Annotated in this window: 18 protein-coding genes; 8 read left to right on the forward strand and 10 right to left on the reverse strand. The window is 71.4% G+C overall.

From position 1 onward, the window contains the following. Positions 1-151: 151 nt before the first annotated feature. The 4 genes from RIC11_RS01930 to proC form a co-directional block, all read right to left on the reverse strand. Entirely contained in the window at positions 152-715 is a 564-nt protein-coding gene (locus RIC11_RS01930; RefSeq protein WP_350208140.1) for an elongation factor P, read from the reverse strand. Between the two features lie 105 nt (positions 716-820). Continuing rightward, on the reverse strand, positions 821-1,339 hold the full coding sequence (locus tag RIC11_RS01935; protein ID WP_350208141.1) for a hypothetical protein: 519 nt from the start codon (positions 1,337-1,339) through the stop codon (positions 821-823). 140 nt (positions 1,340-1,479) lie between these two features. Beyond that, positions 1,480-1,716, reverse strand: a complete 237-nt coding sequence (locus tag RIC11_RS01940; protein WP_350208142.1) for a hypothetical protein — start codon at positions 1,714-1,716, stop codon at positions 1,480-1,482. A gap of 59 nt (positions 1,717-1,775) precedes the next feature. Next, positions 1,776-2,618: a pyrroline-5-carboxylate reductase gene (gene proC / locus RIC11_RS01945; RefSeq protein WP_350208143.1), complete on the reverse strand. Its 843-nt coding sequence runs from the start codon at positions 2,616-2,618 to the stop codon at positions 1,776-1,778. 262 nt (positions 2,619-2,880) lie between these two features. On the opposite strand from proC, the gene RIC11_RS01950 reads away from it, so the two are divergent. The 4 genes from RIC11_RS01950 to RIC11_RS01965 all read left to right on the forward strand — a co-directional run bounded on the left by RIC11_RS01950 (position 2,881) and on the right by RIC11_RS01965 (position 6,387). Further along, positions 2,881-3,399 (forward strand): hypothetical protein, encoded by a 519-nt coding sequence (locus tag RIC11_RS01950; protein ID WP_350208144.1) that lies wholly within the window; start codon positions 2,881-2,883, stop codon positions 3,397-3,399. A gap of 104 nt (positions 3,400-3,503) precedes the next feature. Further along, positions 3,504-4,889 (forward strand): L-selenocysteinyl-tRNA(Sec) synthase, encoded by a 1,386-nt coding sequence (locus tag RIC11_RS01955; RefSeq protein WP_350208145.1) that lies wholly within the window; start codon positions 3,504-3,506, stop codon positions 4,887-4,889. Between the two features lie 159 nt (positions 4,890-5,048). Further along, positions 5,049-5,993, forward strand: coding sequence for a hypothetical protein (locus RIC11_RS01960; RefSeq protein ID WP_350208146.1), 945 nt, complete (start codon positions 5,049-5,051; stop codon positions 5,991-5,993). A gap of 28 nt (positions 5,994-6,021) precedes the next feature. Further along, positions 6,022-6,387: a cupin domain-containing protein gene (locus RIC11_RS01965; protein WP_350208147.1), complete on the forward strand. Its 366-nt coding sequence runs from the start codon at positions 6,022-6,024 to the stop codon at positions 6,385-6,387. A gap of 20 nt (positions 6,388-6,407) precedes the next feature. On the opposite strand, the gene RIC11_RS01970 is transcribed toward RIC11_RS01965, so the two are convergent. Then, complete coding sequence (locus tag RIC11_RS01970) at positions 6,408-7,364, reverse strand: aldo/keto reductase (RefSeq protein ID WP_350208148.1); 957 nt, start codon at positions 7,362-7,364, stop codon at positions 6,408-6,410. 131 nt (positions 7,365-7,495) lie between these two features. Here RIC11_RS01970 and RIC11_RS01975 point away from each other — a divergent pair, with 131 nt between their 5' ends. Then, positions 7,496-8,371 (forward strand): CHAD domain-containing protein, encoded by an 876-nt coding sequence (locus tag RIC11_RS01975; RefSeq protein ID WP_350208149.1) that lies wholly within the window; start codon positions 7,496-7,498, stop codon positions 8,369-8,371. A gap of 51 nt (positions 8,372-8,422) precedes the next feature. Here RIC11_RS01975 and RIC11_RS01980 read toward each other — a convergent pair whose 3' ends face one another. The 5 genes from RIC11_RS01980 to purD all read right to left on the reverse strand — a co-directional run bounded on the left by RIC11_RS01980 (position 8,423) and on the right by purD (position 12,884). Beyond that, positions 8,423-10,225: an ATP-binding cassette domain-containing protein gene (locus RIC11_RS01980; RefSeq protein WP_350208150.1), complete on the reverse strand. Its 1,803-nt coding sequence runs from the start codon at positions 10,223-10,225 to the stop codon at positions 8,423-8,425. Between the two features lie 50 nt (positions 10,226-10,275). Continuing rightward, positions 10,276-10,929 (reverse strand): pyridoxamine 5'-phosphate oxidase, encoded by a 654-nt coding sequence (gene pdxH, locus RIC11_RS01985; RefSeq protein WP_350208151.1) that lies wholly within the window; start codon positions 10,927-10,929, stop codon positions 10,276-10,278. A 99-nt stretch (positions 10,930-11,028) separates the two neighbouring features. Beyond that, on the reverse strand, positions 11,029-11,226 hold the full coding sequence (locus RIC11_RS01990; protein ID WP_350208152.1) for a hypothetical protein: 198 nt from the start codon (positions 11,224-11,226) through the stop codon (positions 11,029-11,031). 61 nt (positions 11,227-11,287) lie between these two features. Next, the gene (locus RIC11_RS01995; RefSeq protein WP_350208153.1) at positions 11,288-11,539 is read right to left on the reverse strand and encodes a hypothetical protein; all 252 of its coding nucleotides are present in this window, start codon (positions 11,537-11,539) and stop codon (positions 11,288-11,290) included. Positions 11,540-11,579: 40 nt separating this feature from the next. Beyond that, positions 11,580-12,884, reverse strand: a complete 1,305-nt coding sequence (gene purD, locus RIC11_RS02000) for a phosphoribosylamine--glycine ligase (protein WP_350208154.1) — start codon at positions 12,882-12,884, stop codon at positions 11,580-11,582. An 87-nt stretch (positions 12,885-12,971) separates the two neighbouring features. Between purD and RIC11_RS02005 the strand changes: the two genes are divergently transcribed. The 3 genes from RIC11_RS02005 (at position 12,972) to RIC11_RS02015 (ending at position 16,148) form a co-directional block, all read left to right on the forward strand. Further along, the gene (locus RIC11_RS02005; RefSeq protein ID WP_350208155.1) at positions 12,972-13,748 is read left to right on the forward strand and encodes a carboxypeptidase regulatory-like domain-containing protein; all 777 of its coding nucleotides are present in this window, start codon (positions 12,972-12,974) and stop codon (positions 13,746-13,748) included. Between the two features lie 133 nt (positions 13,749-13,881). Then, entirely contained in the window at positions 13,882-15,084 is a 1,203-nt protein-coding gene (locus RIC11_RS02010) for a c-type cytochrome (protein WP_350208156.1), read from the forward strand. 2 nt (positions 15,085-15,086) lie between these two features. Next, positions 15,087-16,148, forward strand: a complete 1,062-nt coding sequence (locus tag RIC11_RS02015; RefSeq protein ID WP_350208157.1) for a COX15/CtaA family protein — start codon at positions 15,087-15,089, stop codon at positions 16,146-16,148. Positions 16,149-16,166 lie beyond the last annotated feature (18 nt).

Consider the following 16,166-nt stretch of genomic DNA (forward strand, 5'->3'; position numbering starts at 1 on the left):
ATGCGTGTCCGCTACGACCGCTCGGCCACGATCCAAGACGCCTGGAACACCCTCGCGATCGCCGTCATCTGCTTCGGCGTCGCACGCGACAAGCACGCCCTCGCTTGACCCTTACAATGCGGTTTTGTCAGAGCTTCTTAAGCCTCCAAACCTACGCCCGGCCTAGGAACTCGCCGGTCCGGGTGTCGACCTTGATGACCTCCCCCTCGGCCAGGTACTCGGGCCCGTGGACGATGGCGCCGGTCTCGAGGGTGAGCGGCTTGGTGCGGCCGGTCGCGCTGTTGCCCTTCACGCCCGGCTCGCACTGCGCGATCTTCAGCGCGACGGTGGCCGGCACCTGGATGCCCACGCACTCGTCGTTGTAGATCATCGCGACCACGCCCTCGGCGCCCTCGGCGACCCACTTCATCTCGTCGGCCACGTCTTCCAGAGCCGCTTCATACTGCTCGTAGGTCTCGCTGTCCATCAGGTGCACCGACTCTTGGTCGGCGTACATGATGCTGACGTCTCGCTTGCGGAAGTCGGCCCCGTCGAGGCCCTCGGTTCCCTTCAGGGTAATGTCGACCTTGGCCTTCGTCACGACGTTCCGCGCGCGGAACTTGTAGAGCGTCGCGCCGCCGCGGGCCGAAGGGCTCTGCACGGTGACCGACTCGATGAGGCAAGGCGCGCCGTTGTGGACGACCATCGCGCCGGGTTTGATTTCTTTGGCGAGCACGGGGCGAGAAACAAGGGGGAGGGCGGACGGGGAAAGGGCGTTCGGGCGTTGGGGTGGGAGGTAGGGCGCAAGGCGCCCGCCTCGCCCGCCTTACCGCCTGGGGCTTTACGAGAGCAGCGCGCCGGCCGTTGGGTCGATGGGGAGGCCGTCGGTCAGGTGGGCGAGCGCTTCGACCACGGTGATCAGCGTGGCCGGGTCGAGGCCTTCCGGGCCGAGCAGGTCGTCGGGCTCGTCGTCGGCCCACTCGTCGGCGGGGGCCATCTTCTCGAAGTGCATGACCTCCAGCCACGCGTCGCAGCTGAGCAGCTTCGCCAGCCGCTCGCCCTTGAGCTCGCCCCGCAGCTGCTGGCTCAGCGTGATCGCCCGCTCGCGGATCGGCTCCCCCGACTCGTAGCGGATGTCCAGAGCGGCGTTGTCCTCGGGCGCTTGCACGAGGACCGAGCTGAAGAGCCCGTCGTCGTTGGCGCGGAGGTTCTCGATCGACAGGCGCTTGCCGGAGTCGGCGATGGCGCCCTCGACCTGATTGAGCGTGGGCCGGTCGCTCGACTCGAGCAGCACGACATAAGTCTCGCGCCACACGAGGTCGCCGCTCGGGTCGTGGGGGGCGTCGTAGGAGTCGTCCATTGGATTGCTCGGGTCGCGTGCCATGAGTTAACCGCTGCGGCGTCGATCGCCGCCAACACTGTGCCTACACCACTGTGCCTACACCTGCTGGCGGCCTTCGGCTATCCGCCTTCCCCGCCTTCGGCCTCCCACCTTCCCGTTCACTCCCAGTCGACCCCGTCGCTGGGGCCGAGGCCCCCTTGCCATGTTTCGAGTTGCTTTAGCAATTCCTCGTGCTCTTGTTCGCTCGCCCAGACCACCTCCTCTTGCTCGAGCCGCACCTCGTACTGGCCCTCGCGCAGGCAGTCTTCCTCGCCGCAGAAGTGGGGCGTGGCCGCCACCCACATTATGCGGTAGAGCGGCACGTGCTTGTCTTCGATGCGGCACAGAATCGACATGATTAGCTCCGTCGGGGACAGGGGGCCCCTTGGGGCCCCGCCGGGGGGGGCGGGCTGGCTCAGTCCTTGGCCTTGCCCAGCTCGACCGACCGCTGGGTCGCGGCCCACACGGCCTCGATGAGCGCCGCTCGCACGCCGAGCCGCTCGAGCGTCGCGAGGCCGGCGATCGTCGTGCCCGCGGGGCTCGCCACGGCGTCGCGTAGCTCGGCCGGGTGGGAACCGCTCGACTGGACCATCGCCGCCGCGCCGGCGACGGTCTGCGCAGCGAGCTCGGCGGCCAAATCACGCGGCAGGCCCGCCCGGACGCCGCCGTCGGCTAGCGCCTCGATGATCGTATACACAAAAGCCGGCCCCGACCCGGAGAGGCCCGTCACCGCGTCGAGCAGCGACTCGGGCGTCTCCCGCGCGTAGCCGACCGCGCCCAGCAAGCGGCCGACAAGGGCGCCTTGTTCCGGCGTGGCGTGTCGGCCGCGGGCGTAGCAGCTGGCGCCCTGGCCGATCAGGCAAGGGGTGTTGGGCATCACGCGCACCACGGCTGCGCCGCTGGGCAGCAGGGCCTCGAGCGACGGGATCGTCACCCCCGCGGCGACCGAGACCAGCAGTTGCTTCTGGGCGTCCCAACGCTCGGCGATCGGCGCGACCGCTTCGCGCACGTAGGCGGGCTTCACCGCAAGCAGCACGAGGTCGGCGCCCGCGACCGCCGCGGAGGGCGGCTCGCTGGCGGTGGCGCCCCGCCCGACAGCGGCCAGGAACGCCTCTCGGGCGGCGGGGCTCGGGTCGGACGCGGCGATCCGATCGGCCGACGACAGCCCGGCCGACACGAAGCCCCCGGCCAGCGCCTGGGCCATCCGCCCGGCGCCGAGGAAGCCGATAGCTCGGTCGATAGAGTCGCTGTCTGCCAAGGGAAAAGCCGCGCTGGGGGGGATCGCGAAGGGGTGGGGCGCCGCTACCGCCGATGCTAGGGCGCCCGGGCCGTCGCCTCAATCGCATCGGAGCGTTGCGAGTTTAGCAGACGCTAGCGGGCCAGGCGGTCGGCCGGCGATTGCTCTGGACGGCGCCTCGGCGATTTGGGAAGCCTCCCCGGAGTGGTTCGCCGTTCGCGTCGGAGTTCGACGGCGCGGCGCCACGCGTGCCAACCCTGCATATATCGGAGTCGATCCCGCCATGCGTTGCCTGACCGTCACGCAGCGTCCCGCCTTGGTCGCCGCCGCCGTTGTGGCCTTCCTTGTGAGCGTTTCGTCTGTTCCGCCCGCCGCGGCGGAGTGGCCCAGCCTGTGGCCGAGCGACAAGGCCGAGGCCGACACGGCCGAAGCCCCGGCCGAGACCGGCGACCAACCGCTGCTGGAGTCGCCGTTCTTCCAGGTCGGTTGGCCGAAGGTCGAGCTGCCAAAGATCAACTGGAAGCCCGGCTTCGGCGGCGCCGACGAGGCGCCGGCCGGTACGGGTGAGAACCCGGTTTCGCGGGCGCTGGACAGAATGGCGACCGGTTCCCGCAACGCGGCCGACAAGGTGCGCAGCGCCTGGGGCTCGGCGATCGACGCCCTCACGCCCGGCGGTGGGGAGGCTCAGACGGCTCAAAAGGAGCCCGGCTTCTGGTCTCGTTTGCTCGCGCCGGAAGAACCCGTGGGGCCGCGCACGACGACCGAATTCCTTGCCCAGGACCGGCCGGGCACGACCCGCTGAGGATTTTCGGCGGGGCCCGGACCGCGCCGCCGGGCGATCTGGGTCTGGTGGAGAATTGGCGGCGAGCGCTAGGCTGGGCCCGTGCGGGGGCTTACAAACGGGGTATGCAAGGCCCCGAATTCCTGTCGCAGCTCCCGTCGATCGACGAGCTGCTCGATAACCCGCGGATCAAGGCGGCGGTCGACCGCTGGAGCCGCACGACGGCCGCCGCGCGGGTGCGCAGCGCGGTGACGACCCTCAGCGCCGAAGTCTCGCGCCGCGCCGAAAGCCTGCAGAATCTGGCGCCCACGGAGCTGCTGGAGCGGATCATCCGGCAGCTCGAGCAGCCGCGGTCGGCGCTGCCGACGCGGGTGATCAACGCCAGCGGCTGGCTCATCGGCGACGAGTGGAGCGGCCCGCCGCTCGCTTCGGTGGCGATCGAGGCCGCGTCGGCCGACGCCGAATCGTTCCGGTTCGGGCGTCCGCACGCGGCGGCGGAAGCGGCCGCCGGGCTGCTGCGGGTCGAGCGGGCTTGCGTCGCCAGTTCGCACGTTGCGGCGGTCTCCGCCACGCTCGAGGCCCTGGCCGGCGGCGGCGCGTGCCTCGTCGCGCGGAGCGAGATGTCGCAGCTCGCCCCCGGCGTGCGGCTCGACGAGATCTGCCGCCGCGCGGGCGTGCGGCTGCGGGAAGTTGGCGCGACCGACTCGGCCGACCTGGACGATTACCGCCGGGCGATCGACGAGGAGTCGGCCGCGGGTGGCCCGGCCCCGCTCGTGCTGCGACGCGCCACGGCCGGCCAGGTGGGCGTGGCCGTGGAGGAGCTGGCGGGCCTCGCCCGCGAACGGGGCTTGCGTCTGGTGGTCGACGCGGCGTGGCTGCGCCCATTGGACGACACGCCGAGCTACACCGAAGGCGCCGCTTCGGCCGGCGGGCTGGCTGCCAAGGGCGCCGACGCGGTGATCCTCGACGCGGCCGGGCTGATGGGCGGTCCGGTGGCGGGCGTGGTCGCGGGCAAGACCGCGGCGATCGAGGCGGTCCACGAGCGGCTCGTGTCGCGGGGCGACCAGGTCGCTTCGCTCGCCGACGCGGCCCTCGCGGCCACGATCGGCCTGTTCCGCCAACCCGCGACGCTCCGCTTCGTGCACCCCCTCTACCAGTTGCTCGACACGCCCGTCGAAAACCTACAAACACGCGCCGAGCGGATCGCCGGCCGGTTGGCCGCCAGCGAGCGGATCGAGTCGGCCGAGGCGCAGCAGGTCGCTTCGGTTTGCCCGGCCATGTGCGAATCGCCCAGCTGGGCGGTGCGGGTGGTCCCCGCCGGCACAACCCCCGAGGCGCTCGCCGGAAGGCTCCGCAAACACGACGCGGCCGTGCACGCCCGAGTCGGCGGGGGAGCGCTCTGGCTCGACCTCCGCGCCGTGCCGCCCCGCGAAGACTCGCCGCTGGTCGCGGCCGTCGCGCCGGAATCCAGCAGCGGCGCCGCCGAAGGCGCAGCGGTCGCCGGCAGCTAAGGTGGCGGCATGGAGTTAGCCAGCACCCGGTCCCCGCTTTGCGCTGCGTTGATTGTCGCCGCCGCCTGCGCTGTCTCGTGCAGCGGACCTGTACGAGCCGAGGAGCCCCTGACCGAGGCGCCGCCGTTCCAGCCGCCCCCTCTGACCGAAGCGCAAAAGGTGGTCGCCCCGTTGGTGGACCGTGGCGAACGCTCCACGCCGCCGGCCCCAACGCCGGCCCCAACGCTGGCCGCGGAGCCGATCGAGGCATCGGGCGAGTCGATCCCGCCGCCGCCGCGCGAAGCGGCCGAGCAGCTCGCCGAGCGTCTGCGCGAAGAGCACCCTTGGGCGCGGTTCGAGCCGGGGGCTTGGCGGAAGGTGCGCATCGTGTCCGAGGCGTTCGACGAACGCGGGCAGGTAGTGGGCGGCAGCCTGGCCGAGCAGACCGACCGGCTCGTGTCGATCGACTCACAGAGCTACACGATCCAAACCGAGCGGGTCGTGACGCTAGCCGGTCGCAGCACCCGGCGGCCGATCGAGACCCGGCGGCTCTCGTTGTGGAACGACTTGGGGGCCGACGCGGGCCCGCTCAAGGTGACACGCGGGGACCGCACGTCGATCAGCCTCGGCGGCGTGGCCGTGCCCAGCCAGGCGTGGGAGCTGGAACAACACACGCCCGCTGGCCTCGAGGTCGAGACCCTCTATACCAGCCTCGACGGGCCCCCCCTCGTGCTGCGGCGCGAGCAGCAGTCGATCGTCGACGACTCGCCGGCCACACTCCGGGTGTACGCGGTGGTGCGTCGCGGGCAACCGCTGCTAATGGGGGAGTCGCTGGTCGAGTCGTGGCAAACCACCGAGACGATCGAGCAGACGAGCGGCGCGCGGTCCGAGACCCTCGGCGTGTACACGACCCAGGCGCCGGGCGGCCTCGTCCACGAGACGCTCAACGCGACCGACGCGGCCGGCACGCGGGCGCGGTGGGCCGTGACCGAGCTGGTCGAGTGGGGCCGCGACCCGGACGAGACCCTCGCCTACCGGGCCGACGGCGAGCGGGGCCCGTCGGTCGAGATCGAGATACGCCCCCGCCAGCTGCTGCGGATGCTCCGCCGCGGCGAGCCGGAGTGACCGCGGCGCCAAACCCGATGGGAAGAGGATGAACGACACCGCGCGGTACCGGCTCACGCGGCTGGCGGACCTCCCGCCGGCCGCGTGCCCCTGCGGCACGGCGCGGCGCGCCTTCGTCGACGAGCCGGAGCAGACCGCGTCGATGCACGTGGTGGAAATCACGGCCGATTCACGCACGCACTACCACCGGCGGCTCACCGAGATGTACTACGTGCTGGAGGGCGAGGGTCGGATCGAACTGGACGGCGACACCTTCCCGCTGGCGCCGGGCGTCGCGGTGATGATCAAGCCGGGTTGCCGCCACCGCGCGTACCCGGCGGACCGATCGCGGCCGCTGCGCGTGCTCAACGTGCCGGTCCCGGCGTTCGACCCGGCGGACGAGCACTTCGACTGATCGCGCCGCCGACGCGCAATTCACGCAGCGGCCGCGGGGTGCTTCGCCATGAGCCGCAGCACGTCGTCGATCTGCTCGGGCTTCTCGAAGCCGATGGTCATCGCGTCGAGGAAGTCGTGCGCCTGGGCGTAAGCCATGCAGCGCTCGCGGCTGTCGGCCAAGGCGCCCTCGCCGAAGATCTTCATGCCGATGATCGCCTTGCCGTTGGCTTTCGCCTGCCGCAGCACGGCCTCGACTTCGGCGGGCGGGCCGTCCATCTTCACGCCCTCGGGATTGGTGCGCGACAGGATCACGTCGACCCAAGGGGTGACCGCCGCCGTTTTCAACGCCCCCAGGTCGTGGCACGAGCAGCCCACCGCGCGCACCTGACCCTTCTGCTTCGCCTCGTCGAGCGCCTGCATGTACGGCTCCATCTTGTCCGGCCAGCGCGCGTCGGTGAGGCAGTGCAGCAGCACCACGTCGAGGTGGTCGGTGGTCAGCTCGTGGCAGAACCGCTCGAGCGTGCTGCGGACGTCCTGGGCGCGGTGGGGCACGCCGGTCTCGCTGCGCGGGCCGTCGTAGGGCCACCAGACTTTGGTGAGGATCGCCACCTCGTCGCGCGGGATCGACCGCAGCGCCTCGCGGAAGTAGACGTGCGTGCCGTACAGGTCCGCCAGGTCAAAGAACCGCACGCCCCGGTCGTACGCGTGCTGGAACAGACCCACCAAGTCGGCGAACCCCATGCGGGTTTGGTCCGACTGGCGGTTGCCGCCGTGGACGCCCGTGCCTTGGGCCAGGCGGCTGGTGCGGATGCCGGTCTTGCCGAGGTCGACCACCGGCGGGGGCGGGGGCGCGTCGGCGGCGCCCGACGGCTCGGCGGTAGGGCCGGACGGCCGGCTCGCCGCGGCGGTGGGCTTGCCCTCGGCCGAGGCGGCCCAGGCGCCCGCCCCCATCGCTGCCGAGGCGCCGATGAATCGTCGGCGGTCGAAGTCGGTCATCGTCGGTCCTCGCCGGTGGGTTTGTGGACAGGCCATCGGGATAGCAGTCTACCCCGCGGCGTCGCCCGTAGAGAACCGCCGGCGGGATAGGTTACGCTGTCGGGCACACCTCTCCGGGCGCGCGTTTGCCGATGACCTACACCTTTGATCCAGGCGAGCGGCCCGCGGGCGAGCTGCGGCGCATCGCCGCGGAGACGCTCGACGAGGCGATCGCGCTGGCGCGGTCCGTCGGGCCCTCGGACGCCGAAGGGGCCGACCGCGCGGTGCACGAGGTGCGCAAGGCTTGCAAGCGGCTGCGCGCGCTCGTTCGCTTGTTCCGCCCCGGCTTCGAGGCCACCTACCGCCGCGAGAACGCCGCCGCGCGCGACGCGGCGGCGGGGCTCGCTCACTTCCGCGACGCGCGGGTGCTGTGCGACACGTGCCGCAAGCTCGAAGACGCTCAGCAGGGCGTCACCCGGCAGGCCGTCCGCGCCACGAGGAAGTTACTCCAGCGCAGCGCCGGCGACGCCCCGGCGGCCGAGATCGCCGCGGCACTGTCCGAATCGGCGGCCCGGTTGGCGGAGATCCGCGAGCGGGTCGGCAAGTGGGAGGTCTCTCGGCCGAAGCGAGCCGTGGCCGAGGGGGCGCGGCGCGTGTACGGCGACGGGCGCCGCGCGCTGGTCCGTTGCCGCACGGAAGGGCCCGCCGAGCCTTGGCACGATTGGCGCAAGCAAGCCAAGTACCACGGCTACCACGCGCGGTTGTTCATGGCGATGCACCCGGCCGCGCCGGCGTACTACCAACCCTTCGACACGCTCGGCCAAACGCTCGGCGACGAGCACGACCTCAGCGTGCTGCTAGCGATTCTTGAGCAACTCGACCTCGACCAGCCGACCCGCGCCGCCACGGCACGGGCCGCGTCGCTCACCCGCGCGGCCCTGCGAGAAGCGGCCAGCGACCTGGGGCGCGAGACGTACCGCTGCCCGCCGCGCGCGGTGGGGGCGCTGGTGCTGGGCTTCTTCGACTGAGGTGAGCGTTCCCGGGGCCGGCTGCTTCGGCCGAGTCCGCTTCGACGCGCGTCAGCCGGCAAGCAACTCGAGTTCTTCCCATCGGGCGTAGGCCGCCTCGAGGCGGTCTTGCAGGTCGGTAGCGTCGTTCTGCGCGGCGGCGATCTCGGCCGGCGGACGCTGGTAGAAATCGCCGTCGGCCATCTTCGCGTGCAGCCCCTCCAGCTCGCTCTCCAACCGCTCGATCTCCCGTGGCAGCGACTCGAGCTCCCGCTTCTCCTTGTAGGCCAGCTTGCGAGCCGGCTCCGGCTTCCCCTTCGGCGGCGCCGCAGCGGGGGGGGCCGCCGGCGCCGCGCTGTCGCCGGTGGCGCGCCTGCCGCGTTGGCGGACCCAGTCGTCGTAGCCGCCGTCGTACTCCTTCACGCCGGTGGGTTCGAAGACCAGCGTGCTCGTGACCACGTTGTTGAGGAACGCCCGGTCGTGGCTGACGATCAGCAGCGTGCCGTCGAATTCGATGAGTCGCTCTTCGAGCAGCTCGAGCGTTTCGGAGTCGAGGTCGTTGGTCGGCTCGTCGAGCACGATCAGGTTCGCCGGCTTCGCGAACAGCTTGGCCAACAGCAACCGGTTCCGCTCGCCGCCGGAGAGCCGCGCGATCGGCGTGCGGGCGCGGTCGGGGGTGAAGAGGAAGTCGCGCAGGTAGCCGATCACGTGCCGCGTGGAGCCGGCGACCTGGACCGTGTCGTAGCCGTCGGCGACCGCTTGCTCTGCCGTCTGTTCGTCGGCCAGCTGGCCGCGGAGCTGGTCGAAGTAAGCGATCTCGAGGTTTGTCCCAAGCCGGACCGAGCCTTCGGTCGGCGGCAGCTCGCCGAGCAGCACCCGCAGCAGGGTGGTCTTGCCGGCGCCGTTGGGGCCGATGATCCCGACCTTGTCGCCCCGCATGAGCGTGGTGGTGAGCCCCTCGAACGCGGGCTCGGCTGCGCCGGGGTAGCGGAACGAGGCCCCCGTAGCGCGGGCGACCAGCGCGCCGCTGCGGTCGGCCTCTTGGATAGCGAGCTTCGCCTTGCCCTCCCGATCGCGGCGGCTGGCGCGCTCGTCGCGCATCGTCTTGAGGGCCCGCACGCGGCCCTCGTTCCGCGTGCGGCGGGCCTTGATCCCCTGGCGGATCCACTTCTCTTCTTCGGCCAGGCGCTTGTCGAACAGCGCGTCCTGCTTTTCCTCGGCCTGGAGGAACTGCTCCTTGCGCTCGAGGAACGTGTCGTAGTCGCAGGACCAGTCGAAGAGCCGCCCGCGCTCGATCTCGATGATGCGGGTCGCGACGCGGCGGAGGAACTCCCGGTCGTGGGTCACGAACAGCAGCGCGCCGGGCCAGCCGCTGAGGAAGGTCTCGAGCCACTGGATCGCCGGCAGGTCGAGGTGGTTCGTCGGCTCGTCGAGCAGCAGCAGGTCCGGCCCGCCGACGACCGCACGGGCGAGCAGCGTGCGGCGCTTCAGCCCGGCCGACAGCTCGGCGAACCGGGCCGCCGGGTCGAGCCGCGTGGCCTCCAACAGCTTGTCGCGCTCTCTCTCGTAGCGCCAATCGTCGTGCTCGTCGCTGGAGGTCCAGCCGGAGCGGATGACCCCCTCGACCGTTTCGCCGGCGACCTCGCCGGGCACCTCTTGCTCGAGCCGCGCGACGCTCGCGCCCGCGGCCAACACGCAGCAACCCGAGTCGGGCGCTTGCACGCCGGCGACGATCCGCATGAGCGTGCTCTTGCCGGCGCCGTTGCGGCCGAGCAGGCCGATTTTTTGGCCGGGCTCGATGACGGCCGACACGTCGTCGAGCAGCGGCGGGCCGCGGAAGGCGATCGAGAGGTTTTCGAGCGAAACGAGCGGCATAGCGCCAGCGGGGCGGTCGGGAGGGCAGGGGGGGCGGGAGGCCGACTAGTCTACGGGCACAACCGCGTGCGGTCCCAGCCGTCGGCGGTCCGCACGTACCGGAGCCGGTCGTGCAGCCGCCCGGGGCGGCCCTGCCAGAACTCGATCGCTTGCGGCCGCACGGCGTAGCCGCCCCAGTCGGGGGGCATCGGGATCTCCTTACCGGCGTGCCGGGAGTCGACCTCGCGGAACCGCTCGGCGAGCGCTTCGCGGCTGGCGATCACGCTCGACTGGTCCGAGGCCGCCGCGCCGAGCTGGCTCGCCCTCGGCCGGGTGGCGAAGTAAGCGGCCGCATCCTCCCGCGCCAGTCGCCGCACGGGGCCCGACACGCGCACCTGCCGCTCCACGTGCGGCCAGAAGAAGACCAGCGCCGCTTGCGGGTTGGCCGCCAGCTGCTGGCCCTTGTGCGACTTGTAGTTGGTGTAGAAGCAAAAGCCGTCGGCGGAGAAGCCCTTGAGCAGCACGACCCGGGCAGTGACCTCGCCGTCGGCCGACGCGGTGGCGAGCGTCATCGCGTTGACCTCCAGCCACTCGCCCGGCGACGCCTGGGCCGCTTCTTTGAACCAATGGTCGAACAGCGCAATAGGGTCGTCGCCAGCCTCGGACTCCCGCAGGGCGGCCGACTCGTAGCTGCGCCGCAGCGCGTGGATTGGGTGGTCGGACATAGAGCGGGGATGCGGGACTTGAAGCAACGCTAGTCTGGAAACCAGTGCGATTCGTCCATGCCGGCTATCAACGAGATAGCGACAGGGAACAGGCGAGCGTCACGCGATTACATCCTCCCAGGTGATATCGTCTTGCACCAGGCTGCGGATCATGACGACATACACGCATTCGGGGCGAACGACGAACAGGGCTCGATGCGTCGGGCGAGCGCCGAGGCCGAACCGTAGTTCGCGGAGTTCGAAGGGGAAGTCTGCGTTCTCCCGGGCCAATGGCTGGCTCGCATGCGTCGACGCCAAATCGCCGATTGCCTGTGAGAATCCACTCAGCCATCGCTCCGCGTGTTCGACGGAACGGTTCTCAGCCCACCACGTGCAGCTTGTCGGCGATAGCCGTGTAGACTTCGCCGATGGGCCGCCCCCGGGCCGCTTCGATATCGGGAATCGCGGCGTGCAGCTCTAGCACGGTCTCTTGGTAGCGGTCTGCGGACGCGGGTTTGGCTCGCCTGTACAGCTCGACCGCGGCCTGCACCACGGCGCTGGCGTCAGAGAACCCGCCCGCGGCGACCTCCGACTCGACGAAGCGCTGTTGATCGGGCGTCAGTTCCAGCATGCTGTGTCTCCCTCTCGCTAGTTTAACATGCTGCGTTTCCTCAACGCACGCGGATCGCCTTGTCCGCGATGTCCTTGCGGCACCACGCGCCGCGCCAGCGGATCGCCTTCACGGCGGTGTACGCGGCCAGCTTCGCGGCGGGCACCGTGTCGCCCAGGGCGGTCACGCCGAGCACGCGGCCGCCCACGTTGACGATGTCGCCGTTGATGCTGGCGGTGCCCGCGTGGAAGACCTTCGTGTTGGGCGTGTCGGCCGCTTTGTCGAGGCCGGTGATCGTGAAGCCCTTCTCGTAGGGGCCCGGGTAGCCCTCGCTCGCCATCACGACACAAACCGCCGGCCGGGGGTCCCAAGTTAACGGGGGCGCCTCGTCGAGCCGGCCATCGGCCGCGCACTCCAGGAGCGTCAGCAAGTCGCTCTTGAGCCGCATCAGCACCGGCTGGCATTCGGGGTCGCCCAGCCGCACGTTGTACTCGAGCACCTTCGGGCCCCCCTTGGTGAGCATCAGGCCCGCGTACAGCACGCCGCAGAAGGGGCGCCGCTTGCGCTTCATGTGGTGCACGGTCGGCACGAGGATCTCTTCCTCGATGCGCCGCATCAGCGCGTCGTCGACCAGCGGCGTCGGGCAGTACGCGCCCATCCCGCCGGTGTTGGGGCCGCGGTCGCCGTCGTAAGCGGGCTTGTGGTCTTGCGCGGCGGGCAGGGTGACGATCGATCGGCCGTCGGTGATGGCCAGGATCGAGGCTTCCTCGCCGTGCAGCCGCTCCTCGATCAGCAGCCGATCGCCCGCCGCGCCGAACTCCTTCGCGCCGGCGATCCGCTGGACCGCCTCGACCGCTTGTTCCCGGTCGTCGCAGACGACCACCCCCTTGCCGGCGGCGAGCCCGTCGGCCTTGACGACAAGCGGCTGGCTCTCGCGCTCGTTGAGGAAGAGGATCGCTTCCTCGGCGGCGCGGAACACGTGGAACTCGCCGGTAGGGATGTCGCCGTGGCGCAGCAGCTCTTTGCAGAAGACCTTCGAGCCTTCCAGCTCGGCGGCTGCCTTGCTCGGGCCGAACGCCCGCAGCCCGGCGTCCTGCAGCGCGTCGACCAGCCCCGCCACGAGCGGCGCCTCGGGGCCGACGACCGTCAGCCCGATCGCGTTGTCCCGCGCGAAGGCGACCAGCCGCTCGGTGTCCGACGCGGGTAGGTCGACGTTCTCGATCGGCAGCGAGGTCTCGCCCGCCGTGCCGGCGTTGCCCGGCGCGCAGAAAACGACCTCGGCGCGGGGGCTCTGCGCGAGCCGCCAGGCGAGCGCGTGCTCGCGCCCGCCGCCGCCGACGACGAGGACTTTCATTTTGTCGGACATCCGCTTCAGCTCGCTGAGGGTGAGGGCAGGTGCGGCATTCTATCGCAACTGGTTGTGCGACGGTACGCGTCGTGGCAGGGTGGGAGAATGCAAATCCCAAAGGCGAATCGATTCGTGCGGCCGGCGCGGGCCGCGCTCGCGGTGTTGCTGCTGCCGGTCGGAGCGTGCCCCGCCGGGGTCGTCGTCGGCCGCTTGGTCGTCGACGGCGACGCGCCAACCCCCTCGCCGCTGGAGCCCGGCCGCGACGCCTGCTGCCAGCGCGCCGCGCCGGTCGACGAGTCGGTGGTGGTGGGCGAAGAGGGCGGGTTGGCCAACGCGGTGGTGTCGGTCGAGCCGCGCCGCGGCGAGCCGCCGCTCCCCGACCGCGCGGCGGCGCCCGCCGAACCGGCCGTCCTCACGAACCGCGACTGCGCATTCCGACCCCGGGTGCTGATCGCCCGGGTGGGTCAGCCGCTCGTGCTGGCGAACGACGACCCGACGATGCACAACGTGAGCATCGCGATGGCCCGCAACGGCCCGGTGAACGTGGTGGTCGCGCCCGACGGGCGGCGGCGGGTTCCGCTCGAGCGGCCCGAGCGCCGGCCCGTGTCGGTCAGCTGCAACGTGCACCGCTTCATGCAGGGGTGGCTCCTGGTGCGGGACGACCCGTGGGCGGCGGTGACCGACGCTGACGGCGCGTTCGAACTGCCCGAGCTGCCGGCCGGATCGTGGAGGCTGCGGTTCTGGCGCGAGGGGGCGCCGATGGTGGGCCTTCGGGTCGCCGACGGCCAGACCGACGCCCGCGGCGAGGTCCTCGTCGAGGTCCCCGAGAGCGGCGCGGCGGACTTGGGCGAGATCGCGGTCGCCGCCGAGGGACTGCGCTAAGCCGAGGGACTGCGCTAAAACGCCGCACACCGCGCCGCGGTGTTACGGCTTCTGGCGGGTGGGCGGTCCGATAAGATAGGGCGTCTGCCCGAAGCCCTCCGCTCGCCATCCCCGCCCGCGCCCTCGGACTGTTTTGTCCCGTGTATCCCGGATCGCTGCGCTGCCGCTCGCGGCGCTCGCGGCTGCGCTGGCCGGCTGTCAGAGTTCCGAAGTCGAGTTCGAGCCGAATATTACGTCGGCGGCTTCGCTCGGGCTGAGCGCGGAGCAGGTTGGCTCGATCGAAGGGGTGCTCGTCGAATGGTTCGGCACGCCGGACGCACCGCGCTTGCCGGAGCGTCTGCCGCGGCTGGCGGAGCTGCTCGACGCGGGCCGCTTGGAGCAAGCCGCGGGGCGCGTCGAGAGCCACACGCCCGGCGTGACTCACGGCCTGTACCGCCGCCACTGCGCGCGGTGCCACGGGGTCTCCGGCGATGGCCGCGGGCCGACGGCGCTGTACCAGGCGCCGTACCCGCGGGACTTCCGCTACGGTGTTTTCAAGTGGAAGAGCACCTACCGCGACGCGAAGCCCACCGCCGACGATTTGCACCAAGTGCTCCTCCGCGGCGTGCCGGGGACCGCGATGCCCTCGTTCGCTTTGTTGACCGACGACGAGCGTGAGACGCTCCGGCAGTACGTCGTGTACTTGGCCGTCCGCGGCGAAGCGGAGCGTGTGCTGCAGGAGTTCGTTGCTGACGAATGGGCCCCCGGCCAGCCGCTGGTCGTCGACGACGCCCTGCGGGACGAGCTCTTCGCCGGATGGATAGGGCCGATTGTCGACGCCTGGGCCGACGCGGCTCAGAACTCGCTGCCGGCGCCCCCGGCGCCGTCGGCAGACGCGGTCGCCCTCGGACGCGAGCTCTACCACAGCGAGCGGGCCGGTTGCTACAAGTGCCACGGCCCGGAAGGGCAGGGCGGCGCAGCGGCGCAGGCCGGCGAGCCGCCGGACTACGACCTCTGGAACGCCGCGCGGTTGGCCGGCCGCCGGTCCGGCCGCTTCGCGGAGCTCTCTCGCAACGACCTGCCGGTCCGAGCGTCGCGGCCGCGCGAGCTGACCGCGGAAACTCCGCACGGCGGAGCGGATCACGAGTCGCTCTATCGGCGCGTCCACCAAGGCGTGGCCGGTACGCCGATGCCCGCCGTCGGCGCCCTCAGGCCCGGCGAAGCCGGGCCGCTGACCGACCGAGAGATCGCGGCCATCACGGCCTACGCCCAGTCGCTGATGGCCACCCGCAGTCCGCACAAGGGCGACGGCCCATCCCGTTCAGCGAGCGCCTCCAACCGGTCGAGGCCCCTCTAGCCGTGCCTTCGCCCCAAGCCACCACCGACCGTTCGCGATGGCTGCACGCTTGGGCGTGGTTCCTGTGCTGCGCGACGTGGCCGCTGGTTTGGATCGGCGGCCTGATCACGACGACCGACGCCGGCATGGCCGTGCCCGATTGGCCCGGCACGTACGGCTACAACCTGTTCCTCTACCCGTGGAGCACCTGGTTCTTCGGGCCTTGGGACCTGTTCGTCGAGCACGGCCACCGGTTGTTCGCGTCGGGCGTGGGGCTGATCACGATCGCGGCGGTGGCGGTCGCTTGGCGAAGCGAGCCGCGCTCGTGGCTGCGGTGGATGACCGCCGGGGCGCTGGTGCTAGTGATCGGGCAGGGCGTGCTGGGGGGCCTGCGGGTCATCCTCAACGAGCGCCTGCTGGCCATGCTGCACGGGTCGATCGGGCCGGTTTTTTTCGCCTACACGGCGGCGCTCGTCGCCGCGACGCGGCGGCCCGCGCCGGGCGAGCCGGCCCTGGCGGGCGGGATGCCGTGGCTGATGCCGGCGCTGGTCTGGGTCCAGGTCACGCTCGGCGCCGCCCTGCGGCACGTGCCCGAGGACGGATCGTTTTGGACGTTCGCCCAGCACGTGCAAGCGCACTTGTGGCAGGCGGGGATCGTGACCGCGGCGGTCGCCGCGATGCTTCTTGCTGCTTGGCGCCGCCCTGCGCCGCGAGCGGAGCGTTTGCTGGCCGCCGCCGGTGGGCTGTGCGTGGTTGTGCAACTGCTGCTCGGCGTCGGCGCCTGGGTGGCCAAGTACCGCTTGCCCGGGTGGGCCCAGCAGGCGGTCGATGGCGACGGTTTGGTCGCTGCCGGCTGGGAGGCGGCGATCGGTCCAGGTACGATCGGTCCGTCGACGGCCGGCGGCTGGGGCGAGACGCTCACCGTCACCGCCCACACCGCCAACGGCGCGCTGCTGCTGGCGCTCGTGACCGCGTGGGCCGTCCTCGCGGCTTCCCGGCGCCGCTCGCTCGGCGAAGCGACCGGGGCGACAGCCCAGCCAAAAGAGTCTCAATTTCTCCACGAGCCGCCAGGCTCTACGCACTAGAGCGAACGAATGAATCCA

Origin of the sequence: Botrimarina sp. (assembly GCF_040219535.1) — a bacterium.
Taxonomy (GTDB): domain Bacteria; phylum Planctomycetota; class Planctomycetia; order Pirellulales; family Lacipirellulaceae; genus Botrimarina.

Excerpts from the sequence above, each read along its gene's own strand:
- RIC11_RS01935 (WP_350208141.1), bottom strand. The coding sequence starts at position 1,339 with ATGGACGACTCCTACGACGCCCCCCACGACCCGAGCGGCGACCTCGTG.
- RIC11_RS01940 (WP_350208142.1), bottom strand. The coding sequence starts at position 1,716 with ATGTCGATTCTGTGCCGCATCGAAGACAAGCACGTGCCGCTCTACCGC.
- RIC11_RS01950 (WP_350208144.1), top strand. The coding sequence starts at position 2,881 with ATGCGTTGCCTGACCGTCACGCAGCGTCCCGCCTTGGTCGCCGCCGCC.
- RIC11_RS01955 (WP_350208145.1), top strand. The coding sequence starts at position 3,504 with ATGCAAGGCCCCGAATTCCTGTCGCAGCTCCCGTCGATCGACGAGCTG.
- RIC11_RS01965 (WP_350208147.1), top strand. The coding sequence starts at position 6,022 with ATGAACGACACCGCGCGGTACCGGCTCACGCGGCTGGCGGACCTCCCG.
- RIC11_RS01970 (WP_350208148.1), bottom strand. The coding sequence starts at position 7,364 with ATGACCGACTTCGACCGCCGACGATTCATCGGCGCCTCGGCAGCGATG.
- RIC11_RS01975 (WP_350208149.1), top strand. The coding sequence starts at position 7,496 with ATGACCTACACCTTTGATCCAGGCGAGCGGCCCGCGGGCGAGCTGCGG.
- RIC11_RS01980 (WP_350208150.1), bottom strand. The coding sequence starts at position 10,225 with ATGCCGCTCGTTTCGCTCGAAAACCTCTCGATCGCCTTCCGCGGCCCG.
- pdxH (WP_350208151.1), bottom strand. The coding sequence starts at position 10,929 with ATGTCCGACCACCCAATCCACGCGCTGCGGCGCAGCTACGAGTCGGCC.
- RIC11_RS01995 (WP_350208153.1), bottom strand. The coding sequence starts at position 11,539 with ATGCTGGAACTGACGCCCGATCAACAGCGCTTCGTCGAGTCGGAGGTC.
- purD (WP_350208154.1), bottom strand. The coding sequence starts at position 12,884 with ATGTCCGACAAAATGAAAGTCCTCGTCGTCGGCGGCGGCGGGCGCGAG.
- RIC11_RS02005 (WP_350208155.1), top strand. The coding sequence starts at position 12,972 with ATGCAAATCCCAAAGGCGAATCGATTCGTGCGGCCGGCGCGGGCCGCG.